Annotated in this window: 16 protein-coding genes; 2 read left to right on the plus strand and 14 right to left on the minus strand. The window is 69.7% G+C overall.

Annotated elements, in window-relative coordinates:
• Positions 1-41: 41 nt before the first annotated feature.
• The 7 genes from trmD to AB0A63_RS15975 all read right to left on the minus strand — a co-directional run bounded on the left by trmD (position 42) and on the right by AB0A63_RS15975 (position 4,813).
• On the minus strand, positions 42-788 hold the full coding sequence (gene trmD / locus AB0A63_RS15945) for a tRNA (guanosine(37)-N1)-methyltransferase TrmD (RefSeq protein ID WP_360390985.1): 747 nt from the start codon (positions 786-788) through the stop codon (positions 42-44).
• The gene (rimM, locus tag AB0A63_RS15950) at positions 778-1,293 is read right to left on the minus strand and encodes a ribosome maturation factor RimM (RefSeq protein ID WP_360390988.1); all 516 of its coding nucleotides are present in this window, start codon (positions 1,291-1,293) and stop codon (positions 778-780) included. The genes trmD and rimM overlap by 11 nt, the downstream gene beginning before the upstream one ends.
• 17 nt (positions 1,294-1,310) lie before the next feature.
• Positions 1,311-1,550 carry an RNA-binding protein gene (locus tag AB0A63_RS15955; protein ID WP_030468017.1) on the minus strand — a complete coding sequence of 80 codons (240 nt, stop codon included), beginning with the start codon at positions 1,548-1,550 and terminating at the stop codon, positions 1,311-1,313.
• Entirely contained in the window at positions 1,547-1,990 is a 444-nt protein-coding gene (gene rpsP, locus AB0A63_RS15960) for a 30S ribosomal protein S16 (protein WP_360390990.1), read from the minus strand. The genes AB0A63_RS15955 and rpsP overlap by 4 nt, the downstream gene beginning before the upstream one ends.
• Before the next feature lie 126 nt (positions 1,991-2,116).
• Positions 2,117-2,848, minus strand: coding sequence for a 5-oxoprolinase subunit PxpA (locus tag AB0A63_RS15965; protein WP_360390993.1), 732 nt, complete (start codon positions 2,846-2,848; stop codon positions 2,117-2,119).
• Positions 2,848-3,618: a type II CAAX endopeptidase family protein gene (locus AB0A63_RS15970; RefSeq protein WP_360390996.1), complete on the minus strand. Its 771-nt coding sequence runs from the start codon at positions 3,616-3,618 to the stop codon at positions 2,848-2,850. The genes AB0A63_RS15965 and AB0A63_RS15970 overlap by 1 nt, the downstream gene beginning before the upstream one ends.
• 316 nt (positions 3,619-3,934) lie before the next feature.
• Positions 3,935-4,813: an RNA polymerase sigma-70 factor gene (locus AB0A63_RS15975; RefSeq protein ID WP_360390998.1), complete on the minus strand. Its 879-nt coding sequence runs from the start codon at positions 4,811-4,813 to the stop codon at positions 3,935-3,937.
• A 148-nt stretch (positions 4,814-4,961) separates the two neighbouring features.
• Here AB0A63_RS15975 and AB0A63_RS15980 point away from each other — a divergent pair, with 148 nt between their 5' ends.
• Entirely contained in the window at positions 4,962-5,438 is a 477-nt protein-coding gene (locus tag AB0A63_RS15980) for a carboxymuconolactone decarboxylase family protein (RefSeq protein ID WP_360391000.1), read from the plus strand.
• On the opposite strand, the gene AB0A63_RS15985 is transcribed toward AB0A63_RS15980, so the two are convergent.
• Positions 5,432-6,487 carry an amidohydrolase family protein gene (locus AB0A63_RS15985; protein WP_360391003.1) on the minus strand — a complete coding sequence of 352 codons (1,056 nt, stop codon included), beginning with the start codon at positions 6,485-6,487 and terminating at the stop codon, positions 5,432-5,434. The genes AB0A63_RS15980 and AB0A63_RS15985 overlap by 7 nt on opposite strands.
• Before the next feature lie 2 nt (positions 6,488-6,489).
• On the minus strand, positions 6,490-8,049 hold the full coding sequence (gene ffh, locus AB0A63_RS15990; protein WP_360391006.1) for a signal recognition particle protein: 1,560 nt from the start codon (positions 8,047-8,049) through the stop codon (positions 6,490-6,492).
• Positions 8,050-8,126: 77 nt separating this feature from the next.
• Between ffh and AB0A63_RS15995 the strand changes: the two genes are divergently transcribed.
• Complete coding sequence (locus tag AB0A63_RS15995; RefSeq protein ID WP_360391008.1) at positions 8,127-11,894, plus strand: hypothetical protein; 3,768 nt, start codon at positions 8,127-8,129, stop codon at positions 11,892-11,894.
• Here AB0A63_RS15995 and AB0A63_RS16000 read toward each other — a convergent pair.
• The 5 genes from AB0A63_RS16000 to AB0A63_RS16020 form a co-directional block, all read right to left on the minus strand.
• Positions 11,881-12,441 carry an AAA family ATPase gene (locus tag AB0A63_RS16000; RefSeq protein ID WP_360391011.1) on the minus strand — a complete coding sequence of 187 codons (561 nt, stop codon included), beginning with the start codon at positions 12,439-12,441 and terminating at the stop codon, positions 11,881-11,883. The two genes, AB0A63_RS15995 and AB0A63_RS16000, sit on opposite strands and share 14 nt — an antisense overlap.
• A gap of 322 nt (positions 12,442-12,763) precedes the next feature.
• A complete protein-coding gene (locus AB0A63_RS16005) occupies positions 12,764-15,088 on the minus strand; it encodes a [protein-PII] uridylyltransferase (RefSeq protein ID WP_360391013.1) in 2,325 nt (774 codons plus the stop codon).
• 19 nt (positions 15,089-15,107) lie between these two features.
• Positions 15,108-15,446, minus strand: coding sequence for a P-II family nitrogen regulator (locus AB0A63_RS16010; protein WP_360391016.1), 339 nt, complete (start codon positions 15,444-15,446; stop codon positions 15,108-15,110).
• Positions 15,443-16,786 (minus strand): ammonium transporter, encoded by a 1,344-nt coding sequence (locus AB0A63_RS16015; RefSeq protein WP_360391018.1) that lies wholly within the window; start codon positions 16,784-16,786, stop codon positions 15,443-15,445. Before AB0A63_RS16015 ends, AB0A63_RS16010 begins: the two co-directional genes overlap by 4 nt.
• A 255-nt stretch (positions 16,787-17,041) precedes the next feature.
• Positions 17,042-18,559 carry an alpha/beta fold hydrolase gene (locus AB0A63_RS16020; RefSeq protein ID WP_360391020.1) on the minus strand — a complete coding sequence of 506 codons (1,518 nt, stop codon included), beginning with the start codon at positions 18,557-18,559 and terminating at the stop codon, positions 17,042-17,044.
• Positions 18,560-18,637: the final 78 nt, after the last annotated feature.

Below are 18,637 nucleotides of genomic sequence, written 5' to 3' on the forward strand. Positions count from 1 at the left end.
GGTCCAGTGTGCCAGACCAGGCACTCCGGGACGAAATCGGGCTACTCCCCGCCCTCGCGCAGGCGTGCGAGCAGGGCCCGGTCGTGCTTGTCGAACGCGTCCGCCGGCAACGCCTCCAGCAGGTCAGGACGCCTTTCGAGGGTCCTGGCGAGCGATTGGTCACGCCGCCAGCGGTGGATCAGCCGGTGGTTGCCGGAGCGCAGCACGTCCGGTACCGCCAGCTCGCGCCACACCTCGGGCCGCGTGTAGCTCGGGCCCTCCAGCAGGCCGTCCTGGAACGAGTCCTCGGCGTGCGACTTCGGGTTGCCGAGCACGCCGGGCAGCAGCCGTGCGACCGCTTCCACGATCGCGAGCACCGCCACCTCACCGCCCACCAGCACGTAGTCCCCGATGGACACCTCATCGACGCGCACGCGCCGTGCGGCGTCATCGACGACACGCTGGTCGATGCCTTCGTAACGGCCGCACGCGAACACGAGGTGCGATTCGCTCGCGTACTCGTGGGCGAGCGCCTGCGTGAACGGGCGTCCGGCCGGCGTCGGGACGATGAGGCGCGTGGAGTCCGTGCACACGTCATCGAGCGCGTGGCCCCAGATGTCCGGCTTCATGACCATGCCGGGCCCACCGCCGTACGGGCTGTCGTCGACAGCCTTGTGCACGTCCTGGGTCCAGTCGCGCAGGTCGTGCACGCCGACGCTGATCAGGCCCTTGTCGATCGCCTTCCCGAGCAACGCGGCACGCAGCGGCGCCAGGTACTCCGGGAAGATCGTGACGACGTCAATCTGCATCGAGCAGGCCCTCTGGCGGGTCGATCACGACACGGCCGCCGCGCACGTCCACGGTGGGCACGATCTCGCGCACGAACGGGATCAGCGCCTCACCGCTGTCGCGGAGCACGACGAGCAGCTCACCGCCGGGTCCGTGCAGGACCTCCTTGACCGTGCCGAGCTTCGTGCCGTCGACGAGCTCCGCCGCGAGCCCTTCGAGCTCGTGGTCGTAGAACTCGTCGGGGTCGTCGTTCGGCGGCAGGTCGTCGGTGCTGCCCAGCAGCAACGTGCCGCGCAACGCCTCGGCGACGTCGCGGGTGACGACCTCGGCGAAACGCACGAGCAGCCGCCCGGCATGAGGCCGGGCGGCTGACACGGTGAGGCTTCGGGACGTGCCGTCACGCAGCTTGGCCTGGAGCGTGGCTCCGAGCGCGAACCGCAGTTCGGGTGAATCAGTGCGCACGTCAACGGCGAGCTCGCCGGTGATCCCGTGCGCCTTGGCCACACGGCCGACAACGACGTCCATTTGCCCTTGAAGTTCGTTCAGCGGTCGGTGTCGACGACGTCGACCCGCACACCACGACCGCCGATGCCGGCCATCACGGTGCGCAGAGCCGTCGCGGTGCGACCGCCGCGACCGATCACCTTGCCGAGGTCGTCCGGGTGGACGTGGACCTCGAGGGTGCGGCCGCGGCGGGTCGTGACGAGGTTCACCCGGACGTCGTCCGGGTGGTCGACGATGCCGCGAACGAGGTGTTCGAGGGCGTCAGCCAACAAACTCACGCCTCGTCCTTGGTGGCCTCGGCGTCAGCCTTGGGGGCCTCGTCGGCCTTCTTGGCCTTCTTCGCCTTCGGCGTGGTGGCCTCGGTCATCGGCTCCTCGTTCGCGGCGGCGAGCGCGGCGGCGAACAGGTCGGCCTTCGACGGCTTCGGCTCCTTGACCTTCAGGGTGCCCTCGGTGCCCGGCAGGCCCTTGAACTTCTGCCAGTCACCGGTGATCTCCAGCAGGCGCTGGACCGACTCGGTCGGCTGCGCGCCGACACCCAGCCAGTACTGCGCGCGCTCGGAGTCGACCGCGATGAACGACGGCTCTTCCTTCGGGTGGTACTTGCCGATCGTCTCGATCGCCTTGCCGTCGCGGCGGGTGCGCGCGTCGGCGACCACGATGCGGTAGTACGGCTGGCGGATCTTGCCGAGACGCTGAAGCTTGATCTTGACGGCCACGGGCCTGGTACTCCTCGAACTCTGTGTTGGTGGTTCGCACAGCCGCGGCCCGGGCAGAGGGGCCGACCGCGGCGGACAGCGGTCAATTGTGCCAGAGGGGAGCCGCCGAACCCGAATCGGGGCGGTCTAGGCGAACGCGGCGACCGTTCCCAGCGCCTCTCGCACCGCCTGCGCGTGGTGCACGGCACCCGGCGTGTCGCCGTGCACGCACAACGACTCGGCCCGCGTCTTGAGCACCGTGCCGTCGACGGCGACGATCTCGCCGTCGAGCAGGCGCTTGGCCCGTTCCACGACCTGTTCGGTGTCCGTGAGCAGGGCGTTCGGCTCCGAGCGCGGCACCAGCGTGCCCTGCGGGGTGTAGCCGCGGTCGGCGAAGGCTTCCTGCACCGCGCGCAGGCCGGCGGCCTCGGCCTTCGTGAGCAGCTGCGAGCCCGGGAGGCCGAGGACGGGCAGGTCCTTGAACGCCTTGATGCCGTCGACCACGGCTTGCGCCTGCCTCTCGTGGTGCACCGTCGCGTTGTAGAGCGCGCCGTGCGGCTTCACGTAGACGACCTCGGTGCCCGCCGCTCGCGCGCACGCGTCGAGCGCGCCGATCTGGTAGAGCACCTCGTCGGCCAGCTCGGCCGGGTCGGCGTCGATGAACCTGCGGCCGAAGCCCGCGAGGTCGCGGTAGGACACCTGGGCGCCGACCCGGACGCCGTTGCGCGCGGCCTGCTCGCACACCCGGCGCATGGTCGACGGGTCGCCCGCGTGGAAGCCGCAGGCGACGTTCGCGCTGGTGATGACGCCCAGCAGCGCCGTGTCGTCGCCCAGCTGCCAGATGCCGAAGCCCTCGCCGAGGTCACTGTTGAGGTCCATCAGATGACACCGACCGAGAGCAGCAGGAGGGACAGACCGGGGAGGAAGTTGTTCATCACGTGCGCAACGATGCTCGCCCCGAGCCTGCGGGTGATCAACCGGGCCACCCCGATCGGGATGGCGATCACCAGCAGCAGCCACGTCCGTTGCGGCTCCAGGTGGCTGACCGCGAAGATCACGGTGGTCAGCACGAACGCGGCCCACCGGCTCCACCCCTGGCGCTCGACGGCACCCCACAGCAGCCCGCGGAAGATGATCTCCTCGCAGATCGGCCCGATGAAGCTCATGTAGAGGAACATCGTGATCGCGGCCGCGAGCGGCAGGTTCGCCTGGCTGAAGAGCTCGGCGATGGCGCTGGTCGCGTTGCCCTCGCCGACGATCTTGGCCCACGCGGTGGCGGCGACGTAGGTGAGGACGAAACCGGCGACACCGATCTTCAGGCCGATCGCCACGTCCTCTTTCGTCATGCTCAGCCTGAGGTCGACCACGGGCCCGTTGCCGCGCACGTAGGTGATCACCACGGCCAGGGTGGCGGCGAGCAGGATCGGCACCAGCGACCCGATCAGCACCAGCGACGTCGAGTTCTCCAGGGTCGCGCCGACGCTGCTGCCGACCGCGGTGATGAACACGGCCGACAGGATGAAGACGGCCTCCACCAGGAGGAACGCACCGAAACCCCAGCGCTGGCCGACCCGCTCCGGCTCCGGGTTGCGGCTGACGTCGCGCACGCTCTGGAGGAAGGTGCGCTTGGGGGACTCCTGCTCGTTCACGCTCTGCAATTTAGTCACGCCGCGGCTGCCAGCGGCTGTACTGCGTGCGGCGTGGTGTGTGGCGTGGTGTGTGGCGCACTCATCGGCTCACCTCGCGATCGACGGCTGCTGAGACACCGGTGCGGGACCGGTGCCTCGCGATACGAGTGGAGTGGGGACAGCGATCAGCGGCCCCGAATCCGAGGTTAGCGTGCTGCACCGGTGGAACCCGGCCAAGCGCCTGGCCAAAAGATGGTCAGATCGAGGTCTTGGCGGGTGTCCTTCTCCTCGTAGTCGAATCGGCGGGCGGAGAGGGGTCCAAACCTCCGCGCCGCGGTCAGCGGGCCAGCGGGTTCTCCCGTTCCATGTGCGAGAGCTTCGCCGGGTTGCGCACCGCGTAGAGCCCGCTGATCCGCCCGTCGTCGATGCGCAGCGCGATGACCGTGTCGAGCTCGCCGGCGAACTTGAGCACGAGCGCCGGGTAGCCGTTGACCTGCGCGGGTTCCATGGACCAGCCGGCCACCCTGGTGAGGCCGCCGAGCAGCATGCGGGCGACCTTCGCGGCGCCGACGACCGGACGGGGGACGGCTTGCTTGACGCCGCCGCCGTCGCCGAGGAACACGACGTCCGGCGCGAGCAGGTCGAGGAGTCCCTGCAGGTCACCGGTCTCGGTGGCGCGCCGGAACGCGGCCAGCGCGGCACGGGTGGCCGCCTGGGTGACGACCTCGCGCGGGCGGCGGGCAGCGACGTGGGAGCGGGCGCGGTGGGCGATCTGGCGGACCGCGGCCGGGGTCTTGTCGACGGCGGCGGCGATCTCGTCGTAGTCCAGGTCGAAGACCTCGCGCAGGACGAAGACGGCGCGTTCGGTCGGGGTCAGGGTCTCCAGGACGAGCAGCACGGCCATCGAGACGCTGTCGGCGAGCTCGACGTCCTCGGCGACGTCCGGGGTGGTGAGCAGGGGTTCCGGCAGCCACGAGCCGACGTAGGTCTCCTTGCGGCGGCCGAGGGTGCGCAGGCGGTCGAGGGAGTGGCGGGTCACGATGCGGACCAGGTAGGCGCGGTGGTTCTCGACGGTGCCGTGGTCGACGCCGGACCACTTCAGCCACGTCTCCTGCAGCACGTCCTCGGCGTCGGCGGCGGAGCCGAGCATCTCGTAGGCGATCGTGAAGAGCAGGTTGCGGTGGCTGACGAAGGTGTCCGTCGCGGTGTCCGGCATCGGTGTCCCCCTTGAACGTGGCCTCCCCACCAGACGCCACCCGATCGGGTCCTGTGACAGTGGCACGGGTCACAACGGCGGCCTGTCACACGGTCTGGAGCGGCGGCGTCCTGTGGGCACCGAGCAAGACCCACGAGGGAGGAACACCATGGAACCCCGCTTCGACCTCTTCGCCACCGAGACCGGCGCCAAGATCGCCAAGCGGTTCGCGGGCCTCGGCCAGGCGGTGCACGGCACGTCGCTGCCGACGCTCACGGCCGAGCTGGTCAGCCTGCGGGCGAGCCAGCTCAACGGCTGCGGCTTCTGCCTCGACATGCACGTCAAGGAAGCCGTCGCCGCCGGTGAGGACCCGCTGCGGCTGCACCTGGTGGCCGGGTGGCGCGAGACCACCGTGTTCACCGAGGCCGAGCAGGCCGCGCTGGCGTTCGCCGAGGAGGGCACGCTGCTCACCAGGGACGGTGTCAGCGACGAGACCTGGGAGAACGTGCGCAAGCACTACGACGACGAGCAGGTGGCCGCGCTGGTGTGCCTGGTGGGGCTCATCAACGCGGCCAACCGGATGGCCGTCATCACGCAGCGGAAGGGCGGCTCGTACCAGGTCGGTGCGCTCGCCCGGGCTCAGTAGACCCGGCCCCGCAGCATGACCAGGCGCGGTGACCGCAGGACGTCGAGGTTCGTGCGCGGGTCCTCGTCGTACACCACGATGTCCGCGGCCGCGCCCTCGGTCAGCGACGGGAAGCCCAGCCACTCGCGGGCGTTCCACGACGCGGCACCGATGGCGTCGGCGGCGCTCATGCCCACGCGGTGCAGCGCGGCGATCTCGTCGACGATGCGGCCGTGCTGGATGCCACCGCCGGCGTCGGTTCCCGCGTAGACGGGGACGCCCGCCTCGACCGCCTTCGCCACCGTGGTGGCGACGCGGGCGTGCAGGTCGCGCATGTGGCTGGCGTAGGCCGGGTACTTGCCCGCCTTGTCCGCGATGCCGGGGAAGGTCTCGATGTTGATCAACGTGGGCACCAGCGCGGTGCCCCGTTCGGCCATCATCGCGATGGTGTCGTCGGTGAGGCCGGTGCCGTGCTCGATGCAGTCGATCCCGGCGCCGATCAGGCCGGGCAGCGCGTCCTCGCCGAACACGTGCGCGGTGACCTTGGCACCGGCGTCGTGGGCGACCTTGATCGCCTGCGCCAGCTCGTCGTCCGTCCACAGCGGGGCCAGGTCGCCGACGCCGCGGTCGATCCAGTCGCCGACGAGCTTCACCCAGCCGTCGCCCTGCGCGGCCTGCTCGGCCACGGCGGAGGCGAGGTCGGTCTCGATCTCCACGCCGATGTGCGGCAGGTACCGCTTCGGCTTGGCGATGTGCCGGCCCGCGCGGATGATCCGGGGCAGGTCGAGGCGCTCCTGCAACGGCGTCGTGTCGACCGGCGACCCGCAGTCGCGGATCAGCAACGTGCCCGCGGCGCGGTCGGTCAGCGCCTGGTCGACGGCCTCGGGCAGCTCGACGCCACCCTGCGGGCCGAGGCCCACGTGGCAGTGCGCGTCGACCAGGCCCGGTACCAGGAAACCGCCGTCGACCACGGTCTGCGCACCCGGAACGGGCCGGGTGCGCACGCGGCCGTTGACCACCCACAGGTCTCGCGGCTCGCCGTCCGGCAGGACGACGCCGCGCAGGTGCATGGTCACTTCTTCTTTTTGTCGTCGCCGTCGAACTTGAACTTCGACGGGTCGAAGCCGGGCGGGAGCTCGTTCAGGCTGCCGCCGAGGTCGGGGAGGCCGCCGGGAGGCATGCCGGGGAGCTGGCCCATGCCGGGGAGACCGCCCATGCCGGGCATCATCCCGGGGAAGCCGCCCTTGATCTTGGGGGGCGTCGGGCCGCGGCCCTTGCCCTTCTTCCCCTTCTTGCCCTTGCCCTTCTTGCCGCCACCGCCGCCGAAGCCCATCCGGCCGGCCATGGAGGCCATCATCTTGCGGGCCTCGAAGAAGCGGTTGACCAGGTCGTTGACGTCGCTGACCTTGACGCCGGAGCCGTTCGCGATGCGCAGCCGGCGGGAGCCGTTGATGATCTTCGGGTCGTCCCGCTCCGCCGGGGTCATGCCGCGGATGATCGCCTGGATGCGGTCGAGGTGCTTCTCGTCCAGCATCCCCAGCTGGTCCTTCATCTGGCCGGCGCCGGGGAGCATGCCGAGCAGGTTCGCGATCGGTCCCATCTTGCGGATCGCGAGCATCTGCTCCAGGAAGTCCTCCAGCGTCAACTGGCCGGAGTGCAGCTTCTGCGCGGCCTTCTCGGCCTGCTCCTGGTCGAAGTGCTGCTCGGCCTGCTCGATGAGGGTGAGCACGTCACCCATGCCGAGGATGCGCGACGCCATCCGGTCCGGGTGGAAGACGTCGAAGTCCTCGAGCTTCTCACCGTTGGACGCGAAGAGGATCGGCTGGCCGGTCACCTCGCGGACCGAGAGCGCGGCACCACCGCGGGCGTCACCGTCGAGCTTGGTGAGCACGACACCGGTGAAGCCGACGCCGTCGCGGAACGCCGTGGCCGTGTTGATCGCGTCCTGGCCGACCATCGCGTCGACGACGAACAGGACCTCGTCCGGGTTGACGGCCGCCCGGATGTCGACGGCCTGCTTCATCATCTCCTCGTCGACACCGAGCCGGCCGGCCGTGTCGACGAGCACGATGTCGTGCTGCTTCGCCTTCGCTTCCTCGATGCCGCGGCGCGACACCGAGACCGGGTCGCCCACGCCGTTGCCGGGCTCGGGTGCGAACACGGGCACGCCCGCGCGCTCACCGACGACCTGCAGCTGCGTGACCGCGTTCGGGCGCTGCAGGTCGGCCGCGACGAGCAGCGGCGTGTGCCCCTGCCCCTTGAGCCACTTGGCGAGCTTGCCCGCGAGCGTCGTCTTGCCGGCACCCTGCAGACCCGCCAGCATGATCACCGACGGCGGGTTCTTCGCGAGGTTGAGCCGGCGCGTCTCACCACCGAGGACGTTGACGAGCTCCTCGTTGACGATCTTCACGACCTGCTGCGCCGGGTTGAGCGCCTGGTGCACCTCCGCGCCCTTGGCGCGTTCCTTCACCTTGGCGATGAAGCCGCGCACCACGGGCAGCGCGACGTCGGCCTCGAGCAGCGCGACCCGAATCTCACGCGCGGTGGCGTCGATGTCGGCGTCGCTGAGCTTGCCCTTGCCGCGAAGGCCCTGGAGGACCGTGGTCAGCCGGTCGGAAAGCGTCGAGAACACGCCTCCCAGACTAGCTGGCCGCCCCGTCACCCGAGGGCAGGCTCCCCATCTGCGTCGATTGCTGCAGGATTCAGCGCATGGGGCGCATCTTCGTCAGCTACCACGGCCACGACGAGGGCGACACCATCGCGCTCTACCTGCGTGAAGCGCTCCTGGCCGCCGGCTACGAGGACGTGCACGCCTACACGGCGCCCGGATCAGGCCCGACGGTGTCGTTGCCGTGGAAGGACAGCCTGCGCCGTGAGCTGCTCGGCGCGGAGGCGTTGATCGTGGTCACGTCGCCCGGCTCCGCCTCCGAATGGTGCATCTGGGAGGTGTCGGTCTTCCGCGAACGCAAGCCCGAGTCGCCGTGCATCGAGTTCTTCAGCGCACGCACTCAAGGCCGGGTGCTCCTCAACGACCTGCAAGCGCAAAGCGTGGACGCGTCTGATCCGGCTTCGTTGGCGGCGGCTGCGGACATGCTGCTCGGCACTCTCTCGCGGGCGGGTGTGAGCACGGCGGCGGGCCCTTCATCACCGTTTCCTGGTTTGAAGGCGTTCGACGAACACCAGGCGTCGCTGTTCTTCGGCCGTGATGACGATGTACGGCGGCTTGCCGAGCCTCTACTCGGCCGGCGTACGTCTGGCGCGATAGCGGTCATCGGACCGTCAGGCGCCGGAAAGTCCTCGCTGGTCCGTGCGGGTTTGATTCCGCTGCTGAGGAAGCACGGGCGAACGATCACGGGCCCCCTCACACCTGCTCGGGACGCAATCGACATCATCACTGCCGGCAGCCATGCCGAACACCACGTCGTAGTGCTCGACCAGGCCGAGGAGCTGTTGCTCGGAGCCGAGGACGGACATCTGGCTCCCGAGCCGTCCGCGCTGGTCAAGGCTTTGATTGAGGCAAGTCGCACCACAGCGTGGGTCGTGTACACCGTGCGGGCGGACTTCCTCGACGCGCTGATGCAGCACGAGGAGTTCACACCTCTGCTGCGCGACAACTTCTTGGTCAACCAACTCACCAGCGCCGACCTGCCGCTCGTCGTGAACGGGCCTCTGCGCTCACGCGGCTGGCACGTCGACGAGGAGGCACTCGGCTCGATCTTGGCGGACACCAGCCGCGGCTCGCTACCACTCCTTGCGTTTGCGTTGGAGAACTTGTGGTGGCACGTCAACCCGGATGGCACCCAGCCGCCGCGAGCGATCACCCGCGCCGAGTACCTGGCGTCGGGCCGAGTCATGGACATCCTCCGGCGGCAAGCCGAAGAAGCGTTCGCGATGGCTCGTGACCTCGTTCGCGACGGCGACGGGTCATGGCCTGATCCCCGAGAGGCCGAGCTCGAGGTGCTGCGCACACTCCACCGGCTGGCCACCGTCGACGCATCCGGCAGGTTCACGAGACGCCCGGTCGCGCTGCGCGGACTGAGCCCGTCGGAACGACAGCTGCTCGACTCGTTCATCGCGAACCGCGTCCTCACCACCGTCCGGCTGAGCGCGGTGGGCGAAGACGGCTGGGCACACTGCGGTCAGGACGCCGTTGAGGTTGCACACGAAAGCTTGTTCGAGCATTGGCCGCGGTTGCGGGAGAGTTTGCAACGCGACCAAGCAGCGCTGCTCGCCCGCCGAGAACTGGAGGGCATTGCCGCAGACTGGACACGACACCCCGACCAGCTCATCGCGCCCTCTCGGCTCACTTCCCTGCTTGCGGCGCTGTGGCCCGTCGCCGAGAACAGATCGTTCCGCGAGTCTCGCAGGCAGTTCGCTGAAGCAGTGGCTGCGTCCGGTCTGTCGGAGGACGCCCGGCAGTTGGTCGAGCTGTCACTGCAGCAACGGCTCGATGAGGTCGTGAAGCGCAAACGTCTGCTGGATCCCGAGGAGGTGTTGCGGTCACTCGCCGGTGACGACACCTCAGCCCGAATTCTGTGGCTCGCGCCTGATGTGGCCAAGTGGAAACAGGCGCTTCTGGAAGCGTTGTCATCCACACCGCTACTGCGGTCGACGCCCAGCCCCGGTGGGGGCATTGCGAACGTGGCTTGGTCACCCGACGACACCATGGTGGCGACCGGCTCCTCCGACGGAAAGATCAACGTCCGCAACGCGGACCGAGATGAACCTCGGTGGACCCTCTCCCACGGAATCGGCACAGCGGACGTCCGGTCGATCGCATGGTCGGTCACCGGCGACATCATCGCGTCAGCCGGGACCGATGAGGTTCTCCGTCTGTGGTCGGTGAGCGAGAAGCGGGAACTCCGGGAACTGCCGTTGCAGGGCAGGCCGGTTTCCGTGCGCTTCAACGCCGAAGGCAGGTTTCTCCTGGTCGCTTGTGCGAACGGAGTGGTCCGGGTCTGGGATCTCTTCGAGGAACTCCCCGACGCGATGTGGCAGTTCCGGACGCCGAACACCGCCGTGCAACCACCGGCGTTGTGGGACGCCGACATCTCAAGCGACGGCAGATGGGTCGCGGTCGCACGGGGTGATGGCGGCATCGTTGTCACGAGCACGGCGAACGGCCCGGTTTCCTCAGAGCACAGACACATCGCGACGGGTTCGGTTGTCCACTCGGTGCGGTTCCACCCGTCGGACAACGAGGTGCTCGCGAGCGGGAGTGAAAACGGCAGCGCCGGGCTGCACCGCATGGACGCAGAACGCCACCTGCTCGGGCACACCGGGGCAGTCGAGGCGGTGGCGTGGTCGCCGGATGGGACGCGACTGGCCACCGGGGCCGTCGACGGCGTGCTGCGGGTCTGGGACGCGGTGACCGGGGAGGAGGTGTTGCGGCTGCACGTCCACCAGCACGCCGTGCGAGCCATCGCGTGGTCGCACCGGGGAGATCGTCTGGCGACGGTGTCAGCCGACGGCGTCGAGCGAACCTGGAAGATCGGTTCGGAACCGGACTACCGGTGGTTCAGCGCGCGCGAACCGGTTCGCGCGCTGGCTTGGAATCCTCTCGGCCTCGAACTGTCGGTCGGTATGTCCGCGAACCTCCACGACGACCGGGCTCCGTCACGCTGGACGTCGGAGGTGAGCCGGCGCGACATCAGGTTCATCCAGTACCCGGCACCGGAGGCGTTGGCCTGGACACCGGACGGTGAGCAGCTCGCGGTCGGAGCCTCCCGCGGCGATGTGCTCGTCTACGACAAGAACTTCCGCATGGTGACGCAGCTCACCGGACAAGCCGACCCCGCACTCGACGTCCACTGGTCGGCAGACGGCTCGCTGCTGGCGGTGGCATCGCTCAGCTACACGGGTGTGCCCAGGATCTACGGTCGCACCGGAGAACTGATCGTGCCGACGAACTGGAGGGACCACGCGGGATCGCTCAGAGCAGTCCGCTGGCATCCATCCCGGAACGTTCTCGCAGTCGCGGACTCGGAGAACCTGATCACCATCAACACCCTGGACCGCACACTGTGCAGTTTCAGGACCAACAAACGGTTCACCTGCCTCGACTGGCATCCGGGTGGAGAACTCCTGTCGGTCGGATGCGCGGACGCAACCGTCCTCGTCCTGCGTCTCACAGATGAGCTGGGCGAGGAGTCCGAGCTGCGTGGACACCGCGATCAGATCAACGTCGTGGCATGGTCTCCGGACGGCGGTTCTCTTCTCACTGCGTCCGACGACCACACCGCTCGCCTGTGGGACACCACCACGGGCGGTCAGCGGACGGCGTTGATCGGGCACAGCTCCGCGGTGACAGCAGCGTTGTGGCTGCCCGATGACGTGATCGTCACCGGCTCGTCCGACCGCACGGTCAGGTTCTGGGACATCGCCGACGGCCGCACCCACCCGATGACGGGTTCGGCCGTCACCGGAGACCCCGATGACCTCATCGCGGAGGCCAGACGCAGGATCAGCCCACGGTGATCCGCAGGCCGCCGGACGTGCCCGCGCGGGTCAGCAGCGTCACCGACCGGAACCCGAACGGCACCCAGCCCGACTCGAAGCGCTCGCGCATCTCCACGCCGCGGCGCACGTGCCGTTCGAACGCGTGGGTGCGCACGATGCGGCGGCGCGCGATCTGGCCGTCCAGGGCCTGGGCGGCGGTGGCGTCGAGCCACAGGAAGTGGCGGGCGCGGCCGGAGAGCAGGCCGGCCAGCACCAGCATGGAACGGGTGCCGGGGCGGGTGGACGGCTCGTGGACGACCAGCAGGCCCGGGCTGAAGAGGGCCGCCCGGAACACGCGCAGGCGGTGGGTGAGGTGGACGACGACGCGCCAGTACCGGTACGGCAGCGGGATGCGGGGTTCGAGGAACGTGCGGACCTGGTCCGAGTCGAGCACCGTGACCGGCTCGTCCGCTTTCAGGCGGGTGAGCAGCGTCGTCTTGCCCGCGCCGGGGATTCCGGCGAGGACGACGAGTGAGCGGCGCTGCACTCGGACGGCGGTGGTCTGCGTGTTCAACACGGCGGTCATGTCCTAGAAGACGTCTGGGCCGGCCCTCTCGTTCAGTTTGGTCCGATTCATCACCGAATGCACGGAAAAATCCGGGTGATCAAGCGCACCGTCTGAGAGGAGGACGGCAACCGCGGCCGGAGCCACCGGCGGTGTCGGTCGCGCGGTGGCCTCCCCCAGCCCCGCCAACGCCCACCGCCGGTCTGCCCCGGCCGGGCCACCTCGTCCGGGAAGCGGTCCACCCCTCGAAGGACGCTTTCCGGACACGACGAAGACTGCCCTGTTCCGCAGCGCCGCAGGAGCGTGAGCACCCCGAGTGGTTGTGCGTAGAGATACTCATCCGCTACCTGGCCGCGTCGAGCACGGCACGTTCGACGCGGCGCCGGTCCAGGTCGGAGCCGGCGATGCTGAACGAGTCGACGACCGTGGCGCCCAGCGTCGAGACGCGCGCCCACCGCACGTCCACGCCGCACTGCTCCAGGGCGCCCGCGATCCGGTGCAGCAGGCCGATGCGGTCCGCCGCGCGGAGCTCCAGCACGACCGCGCCGGTGGCCTCGTCGTCGAACCACAGCACGCGCGCGGGGGGCGGGTCGAGTGGCGGGCCGCCGTAGTCGCGTTCCTTGGCGGCGAGCTTGTCGGCCAGCGGCAGGGAGCCCTCGATGGCCCTGGCGAGCTGTTCGCGCAGCAGTGCGGCGTCGGGGAGTGAGCCGAACCGCGGGGAGACCGTGAACGCGTCGACCGTCGCGCCGCCGCGGGAGCGCAGGGTCGCCGCGTGGACCTCCAGCGAGTTCAGCGCGAGCACGCCCGCCGCCTTCGACAGCATGCCGGGGCGGTCGGGGGCGAGCACCGTCACGACGGCCGCGTGGTCCTGCTTCTCCAGCAGCACGTCGGGTTTTCCGGTCGCCGCGACGCGTTCGGCCATCGCCACGTGGGCCGGGTCGAGGGGTTCCGGCTTGGGCAGCGCCTCCCCCGCCATGGCCGTGCGGCAGCGGGCGACCAGGTCGGCCAGCAGCAACGCCTTCCAGTCCGTCCACACGCCGGGACCGGTGGCCAGGGAGTCCGCCTCCGCCAACGCGTGCAGCAGCTCCAGCAGCACCGCGTCGCCGCCGAGGGTCTCGACCACGCGGTGCACGGTCGCCGGGTCCTCGACGTCGCGGCGGGTCGCTGTGTGCGGCAGCAGCAGGTGGTGGCGGACCAGGGCGGACAGCGTCGCGACGTCCTGTGGCCACAACCCGATCCGCTCGCCGATCGCCGTGGCCAGCGCGGCGCCGACCTCGGAGTGGTCCTGCTGCCGGCCCTTGCCGATGTCGTGGATCAACGCGCCCAGCAGCAGCAGGTCGGGCCGTGACACCGTTGTCGCCAGCCGGGCGGCGTGCGCGACGGTCTGCACGAGGTGCCGGTCGACGGTCCACATGTGCGCGGCGTCGCGCGGCGGGAGGTCCCGCACGGCACCCCACTCGGGGAACAGCCGGCCCCACAGCCCGGTGCGGTCCAGTGCCTCCACCACGTCCACGAGCCCGCTGCCGCTGCCCAGCAACGCCAGCAGCTCCTCGCGGGCCTCGCGCGGCCACGGCTGGCGCAGCTCCGGCGCCGAGTCCGCGAGCCGGGTCAGCGTTCCGGCCGCGATCGGGTGCTTCGAGCGCGCCGCCGCCGTCGCGACGCGCAACAACAGCGCGGGATCACGGCTCGGGATCGCGTCACGGGCCAGGGACACCTCGGACCCGTGCAGCACAACGCCTTCATCGAGCGGCCTGCGCGGCGGCTGCCCCCGCAGGAACGCCCCGAGCCCCCGTTTCGGAACCGCGGCACGGGCCGTTCGTGTGGCCACGTCGAACGCGTACACGACCGTTCGTGCGGCGGAGGAGAGCGATCGGGCCAGCGCGAACCGGTCGGCCAGCCCCAGCGCGGAGGCCACCTCGTCACCGTCCTGCGCGCGCAGCACGTCACGGGGTTTGCGCGCCACCCTGCGGAGCTCGGTGCGCACGTCCAGCAGCAGCTTGCGGGCCTCGTCCACGTCGGCCGACGGCCGGTCGACCAGCTGGGCCACCGACAGGGCGTCGAGGATCGTGATGTCCCGCAGCCCGCCGCGGCCGTGCTTCAGGTCGGGTTCCACGCGGTGCGCGATCTCGCCGCTGCGCGCCCACCGCTTGGTCGAGGACTCGGCGATCTCGTCGAGCCGGTTGCGCACGTTGCCGCGCCACGCCTGCCGCGCGCCGTCGGCGAGCTTGCGGGTGATCTCCTGGTCGCCCGCGACGTGCCGGATGTCCAGCAGCCCCAACGCGGTCCGCAGGTCTCCGGCGGCCACGCGCAGTGCTTCGCCGACCGTGCGGACGGAGTGGTCGAGGCCGATGCCGGAGTTCCACAGCGGGTACCAGAGCTTCTCGGCGATCTCGTCGATGTTCTTGAGACCGCCGTGCACGAGCACGAGGTCCAGGTCGGAGTAGGGCACGAGCTCGCGCCGCCCCAGCCCGCCGACCGCCACCAGCGCGACACCCGGTCCGGATGTCCCAGCTGCGCCCGCGTGTTTGGTCAACCAGAACTCGTGCAGGTCCACGAGTGCCTCGCGCAGCGGTTCGGCGGCCAAGCGACGACGACCTGGCACGAGCAGCCTCTCGCGGGCTCGCACCAGGTCGTCAGCCGTGACGACGGCCGTTTCGTTGTTCTCCACGGGCCGTCTCCCTCAGTCCTTAGAGCGCGTCCGATCCGCGTTCGCCGGTGCGCACCCGCACCACGGCGTCGACCGGGGTGACCCAGACCTTGCCGTCGCCGATCTTGCCGGTGCGGGCGGCCTCGACCACCGCTTCCAGCACCTTGTCGACGGCGGTGTCGTCCACGACGACCTCGATCTTGATCTTGGGCACGAAGTCCACCGAGTACTCGGCGCCGCGGTAGACCTCGGTGTGGCCCTTCTGGCGGCCGTAGCCCTGCACCTCGCTGACGGTCATGCCGAGCACCCCGAGCTGTTCGAGGGCGCCCTTCACGTCGTCGAGCGTGAACGGCTTGATGATCGCGGTGACCAGCTTCATGACTTGTTGCTCCCCTCGAGGACCGCGGTCGCACCCGCGGCCACGCTCGGCTTGCCGGTTCCCCGCGCACTGGTGAGGCTGCCGTACTCGTAGGCGCGCTCAGCGTGCTCGGACTCGTCGATGCTCGCCACCTCGGCCTCCTCGGTGGCGCGGAACCCGACGGTGAACTTCACCAGGTAGCCGAGGAGCAGGCTGATCACGAACGAGTAGCCCAGCACCGCGACCGCGCCGACGGCCTGGCGCCACAGCTGGTCGAAGCCGCCGCCGTAGAACAGGCCGTTGATCTTGGCCGGGGCCGCCTCGCTGGCGAAGAGGCCGATCAGGATCGTGCCGGACAGGCCACCGACGAGGTGCACGCCGACGACGTCGAGCGAGTCGTCGAAGCCCAGGCGGTACTTCAGGGACACGGCCAGTGCGCACAGGACACCGGTGATCGCACCGACCGCGATGGCACCGATCGGCGTGACCGACGAGCAGGCGGGCGTGATGGCGACCAGGCCGGCGATGATGCCCGACGCGGCACCGAGCGTGGTGGCCTTGCCGTCGCGGATGCGCTCGGTGAGCAGCCAGCCCAGCATGGCGGCGCAGGTCGCGACGAGCGTGTTGACGAACGTGACACCGGCGAGGCCGTTGGCGCCCAGCGCGGAACCGGCGTTGAACCCGAACCAGCCGAACCACAGCAGACCGGCGCCGAGCACGACCAGCGGCAGGCTGTGCGGCTTCATCGGCTCCTTCGGCCAGCCGACGCGCTTGCCGAGCACGATCGCGAGCGCGAGACCCGCCGCACCGGCGTTGATGTGGACAGCGGTGCCACCGGCGAAGTCGATCGCGAGCAGCTTGTTGGCGATCCAGCCACCGGGGTCGATGACGTTGCCGTCGGCGTCCTTGCCGTCGAAGTCGAAGACCCAGTGCGCGACCGGGAAGTAGACGACGGTGGCCCACAGGCCCGCGAACAGCAGCCACGGGCCGAAGCGGGCGCGGTCGGCGATCGCACCGGAGATGAGGGCGACCGTGATGATCGCGAACATGGCCTGGAACGCCACGAACGCGGTGCTCGGGATCTTGCCGGCGAGCGAGTCCGCACCCAGCAGCCCGTCGAGGCCGAAGAACTCGAACGGCTTGCCCAGCAGGCCGGCGCCGACGTCCGCGCCGAACGCCGTCGAGTACCCGAAGAGCACCCACAGGACACCGACCACGGCCATCGCGCCGAGGCTCATCATGATCATGTTGAGCACGCTCTTCGAACGGACCATGCCCCCGTAGAAGAAGGCGAGGCCCGGCGTCATCAACAGCACCAGGGCGGCGCTGGTGAGCACCCAGGCGGTGTCCCCTGTATCCACTTCGACCTCCACTGCACGTCGGTTGCAGGGAGCATCGGCATGGCCTGTTTCACGCGCCCGCGCAGAACGTTTCGCCGAGGTGAACTGTCGGGGAGGGGGTGTTACGACCGCGTTTCGCCGCGTTCACGGCTTCGGTTCGGTCACCTCGCGGCGCCGGTCCGGTCACGAGGCGTGTCCCGCCCCGCTCACCCGCCCGTGACGCGAACCGCGCCCCCGGCGTACACACCGGGGGCGCGGTTCACGACGGGTGACGGACTAGAACGGGCCCACCGTGACCTTCGGCTTCGCCGACAGCACGGCCGGCTCGAGCGGCGGCTCGACGGCGGCGCAGGTGGTGCCGTTGCGCGGCAGCTTCAGCGACAGCAGGTACTCGTTGTTGATCTTCAGCGTGCACTCGCTGCGGTCGTAGACGCCGTGGCCCCAGCCCTCGTAGGTGACGAAGACGGTGGTGTCACGGGACTGCCGGTGCGCGTTGACGGCCCACTCGTACACCGTCGCCGTGTCGTAGCGCGAGTTGGTGAGCAGGATCTTCGGCGCGTTCTTGATCTTCAGCGGGCGCTGGGCGTTGGTGGCCTTCGGGAAACCGACGCAGCCCATCATGGCGCCGTGGCCGATCGACGAACCACGGGTGTTCGGCGCGACGCGGTTCTCCAGGGCGTTGAGGGCCTGGTACTCGCCCCACGAGCCGACGCGCAGGTTGTAGTCGTTGCAGAAGATGCCCGCGAACGGGTTCTCCGCGGTCTCCCCCGCGGCGAAGGCCTTGGCGGGCGCCGGCGCACCGGCCACGAGCGTCGCGATCCAGTCGGCGAACGGCTTGAACGACGGGCCGTAGCCCATGCCGACGACGTTGGCGCCGAGGTTCTCCGCGGTGATCTTGCGGCCGCTCTCGTCGACGAGCTCACCGCGGTCGGCCCTGGCGAGCAGGTCCTTCCAGATCTTGCGGAGGTCCTTGCCGTAGAACGGCGAGGCCGGCGTGCGGTCGCTCCACTTGACCCACTCGTTGAACATGTCGTCCGCGCCACGCGCCTCGGTCTCGAGGAACTTCCACGTGCCGAGGCTGTGGTCCATGTTCGAGTCGATGATCATGGCGCGGATGTTGCGGCCGTACTGCTCCGCGTAGTGCTGGCCCATGATCGTGCCGTACGAGACGCCGTAGTAGTTGATCTTCTGCTCGCCCAGCGCGCGCCGGATCGAGTCGATGTCGTGCGCCACGTCCCTGGTGGAGGCGTGGTCGAAGATCGCACCGGACTGCTTGCGGCAGTCCGCGCGCAGCTCCTTGTTGAACGCGACCAGCCGGTCGAACTCGGCCTTCGACTTCGGGTACTCCGACGGCGACTTCTGCAGCAGGTCGAGCGAGCACTTGATCGGCTGGCTGCGTGCGACACCGCGCGGGTCGAACCCGATGACGTCGAACCTGTCGACGATCTCCTTGCTGAAGTACCGGTCGGCGCCGAAGGAGAAGTCGACGCCGGAACCGCCCGGCCCACCGGGGTTGATGACCATGGCGCCGATGCGCTGCGCCGGGTCGTTCGCCTTGCGCCGCGACACGGCGAGCTGGAACTTCTCGCCGTTCGGCTTCGCGTAGTCGATCGGCAGCGTCAGGAACCCGCAGTCGATCGTCGGCACCTCCTCGCAGGGCTTCCAGTCGATCGCGCCGACCTTGAACTCCGGCTGTGCCTGCCCCTGCTCCGCCGCAGTGGCGAGCGGAGCCATGCCCAGAACCAATGCAGAACTCGCGAGCGCGGCCCCGAAGACGCGCATCATCGGTTGCATGGATTTCCTCCCTAGATCCCCGATCTGGCGAGAGGAAACGCTTCCACCGTTCGTGTGATCCGTACAACCGACCGAAGT

This window comes from Lentzea sp. NPDC042327 (genome assembly GCF_040647275.1).
GTDB lineage: Bacteria > Actinomycetota > Actinomycetes > Mycobacteriales > Pseudonocardiaceae > Lentzea.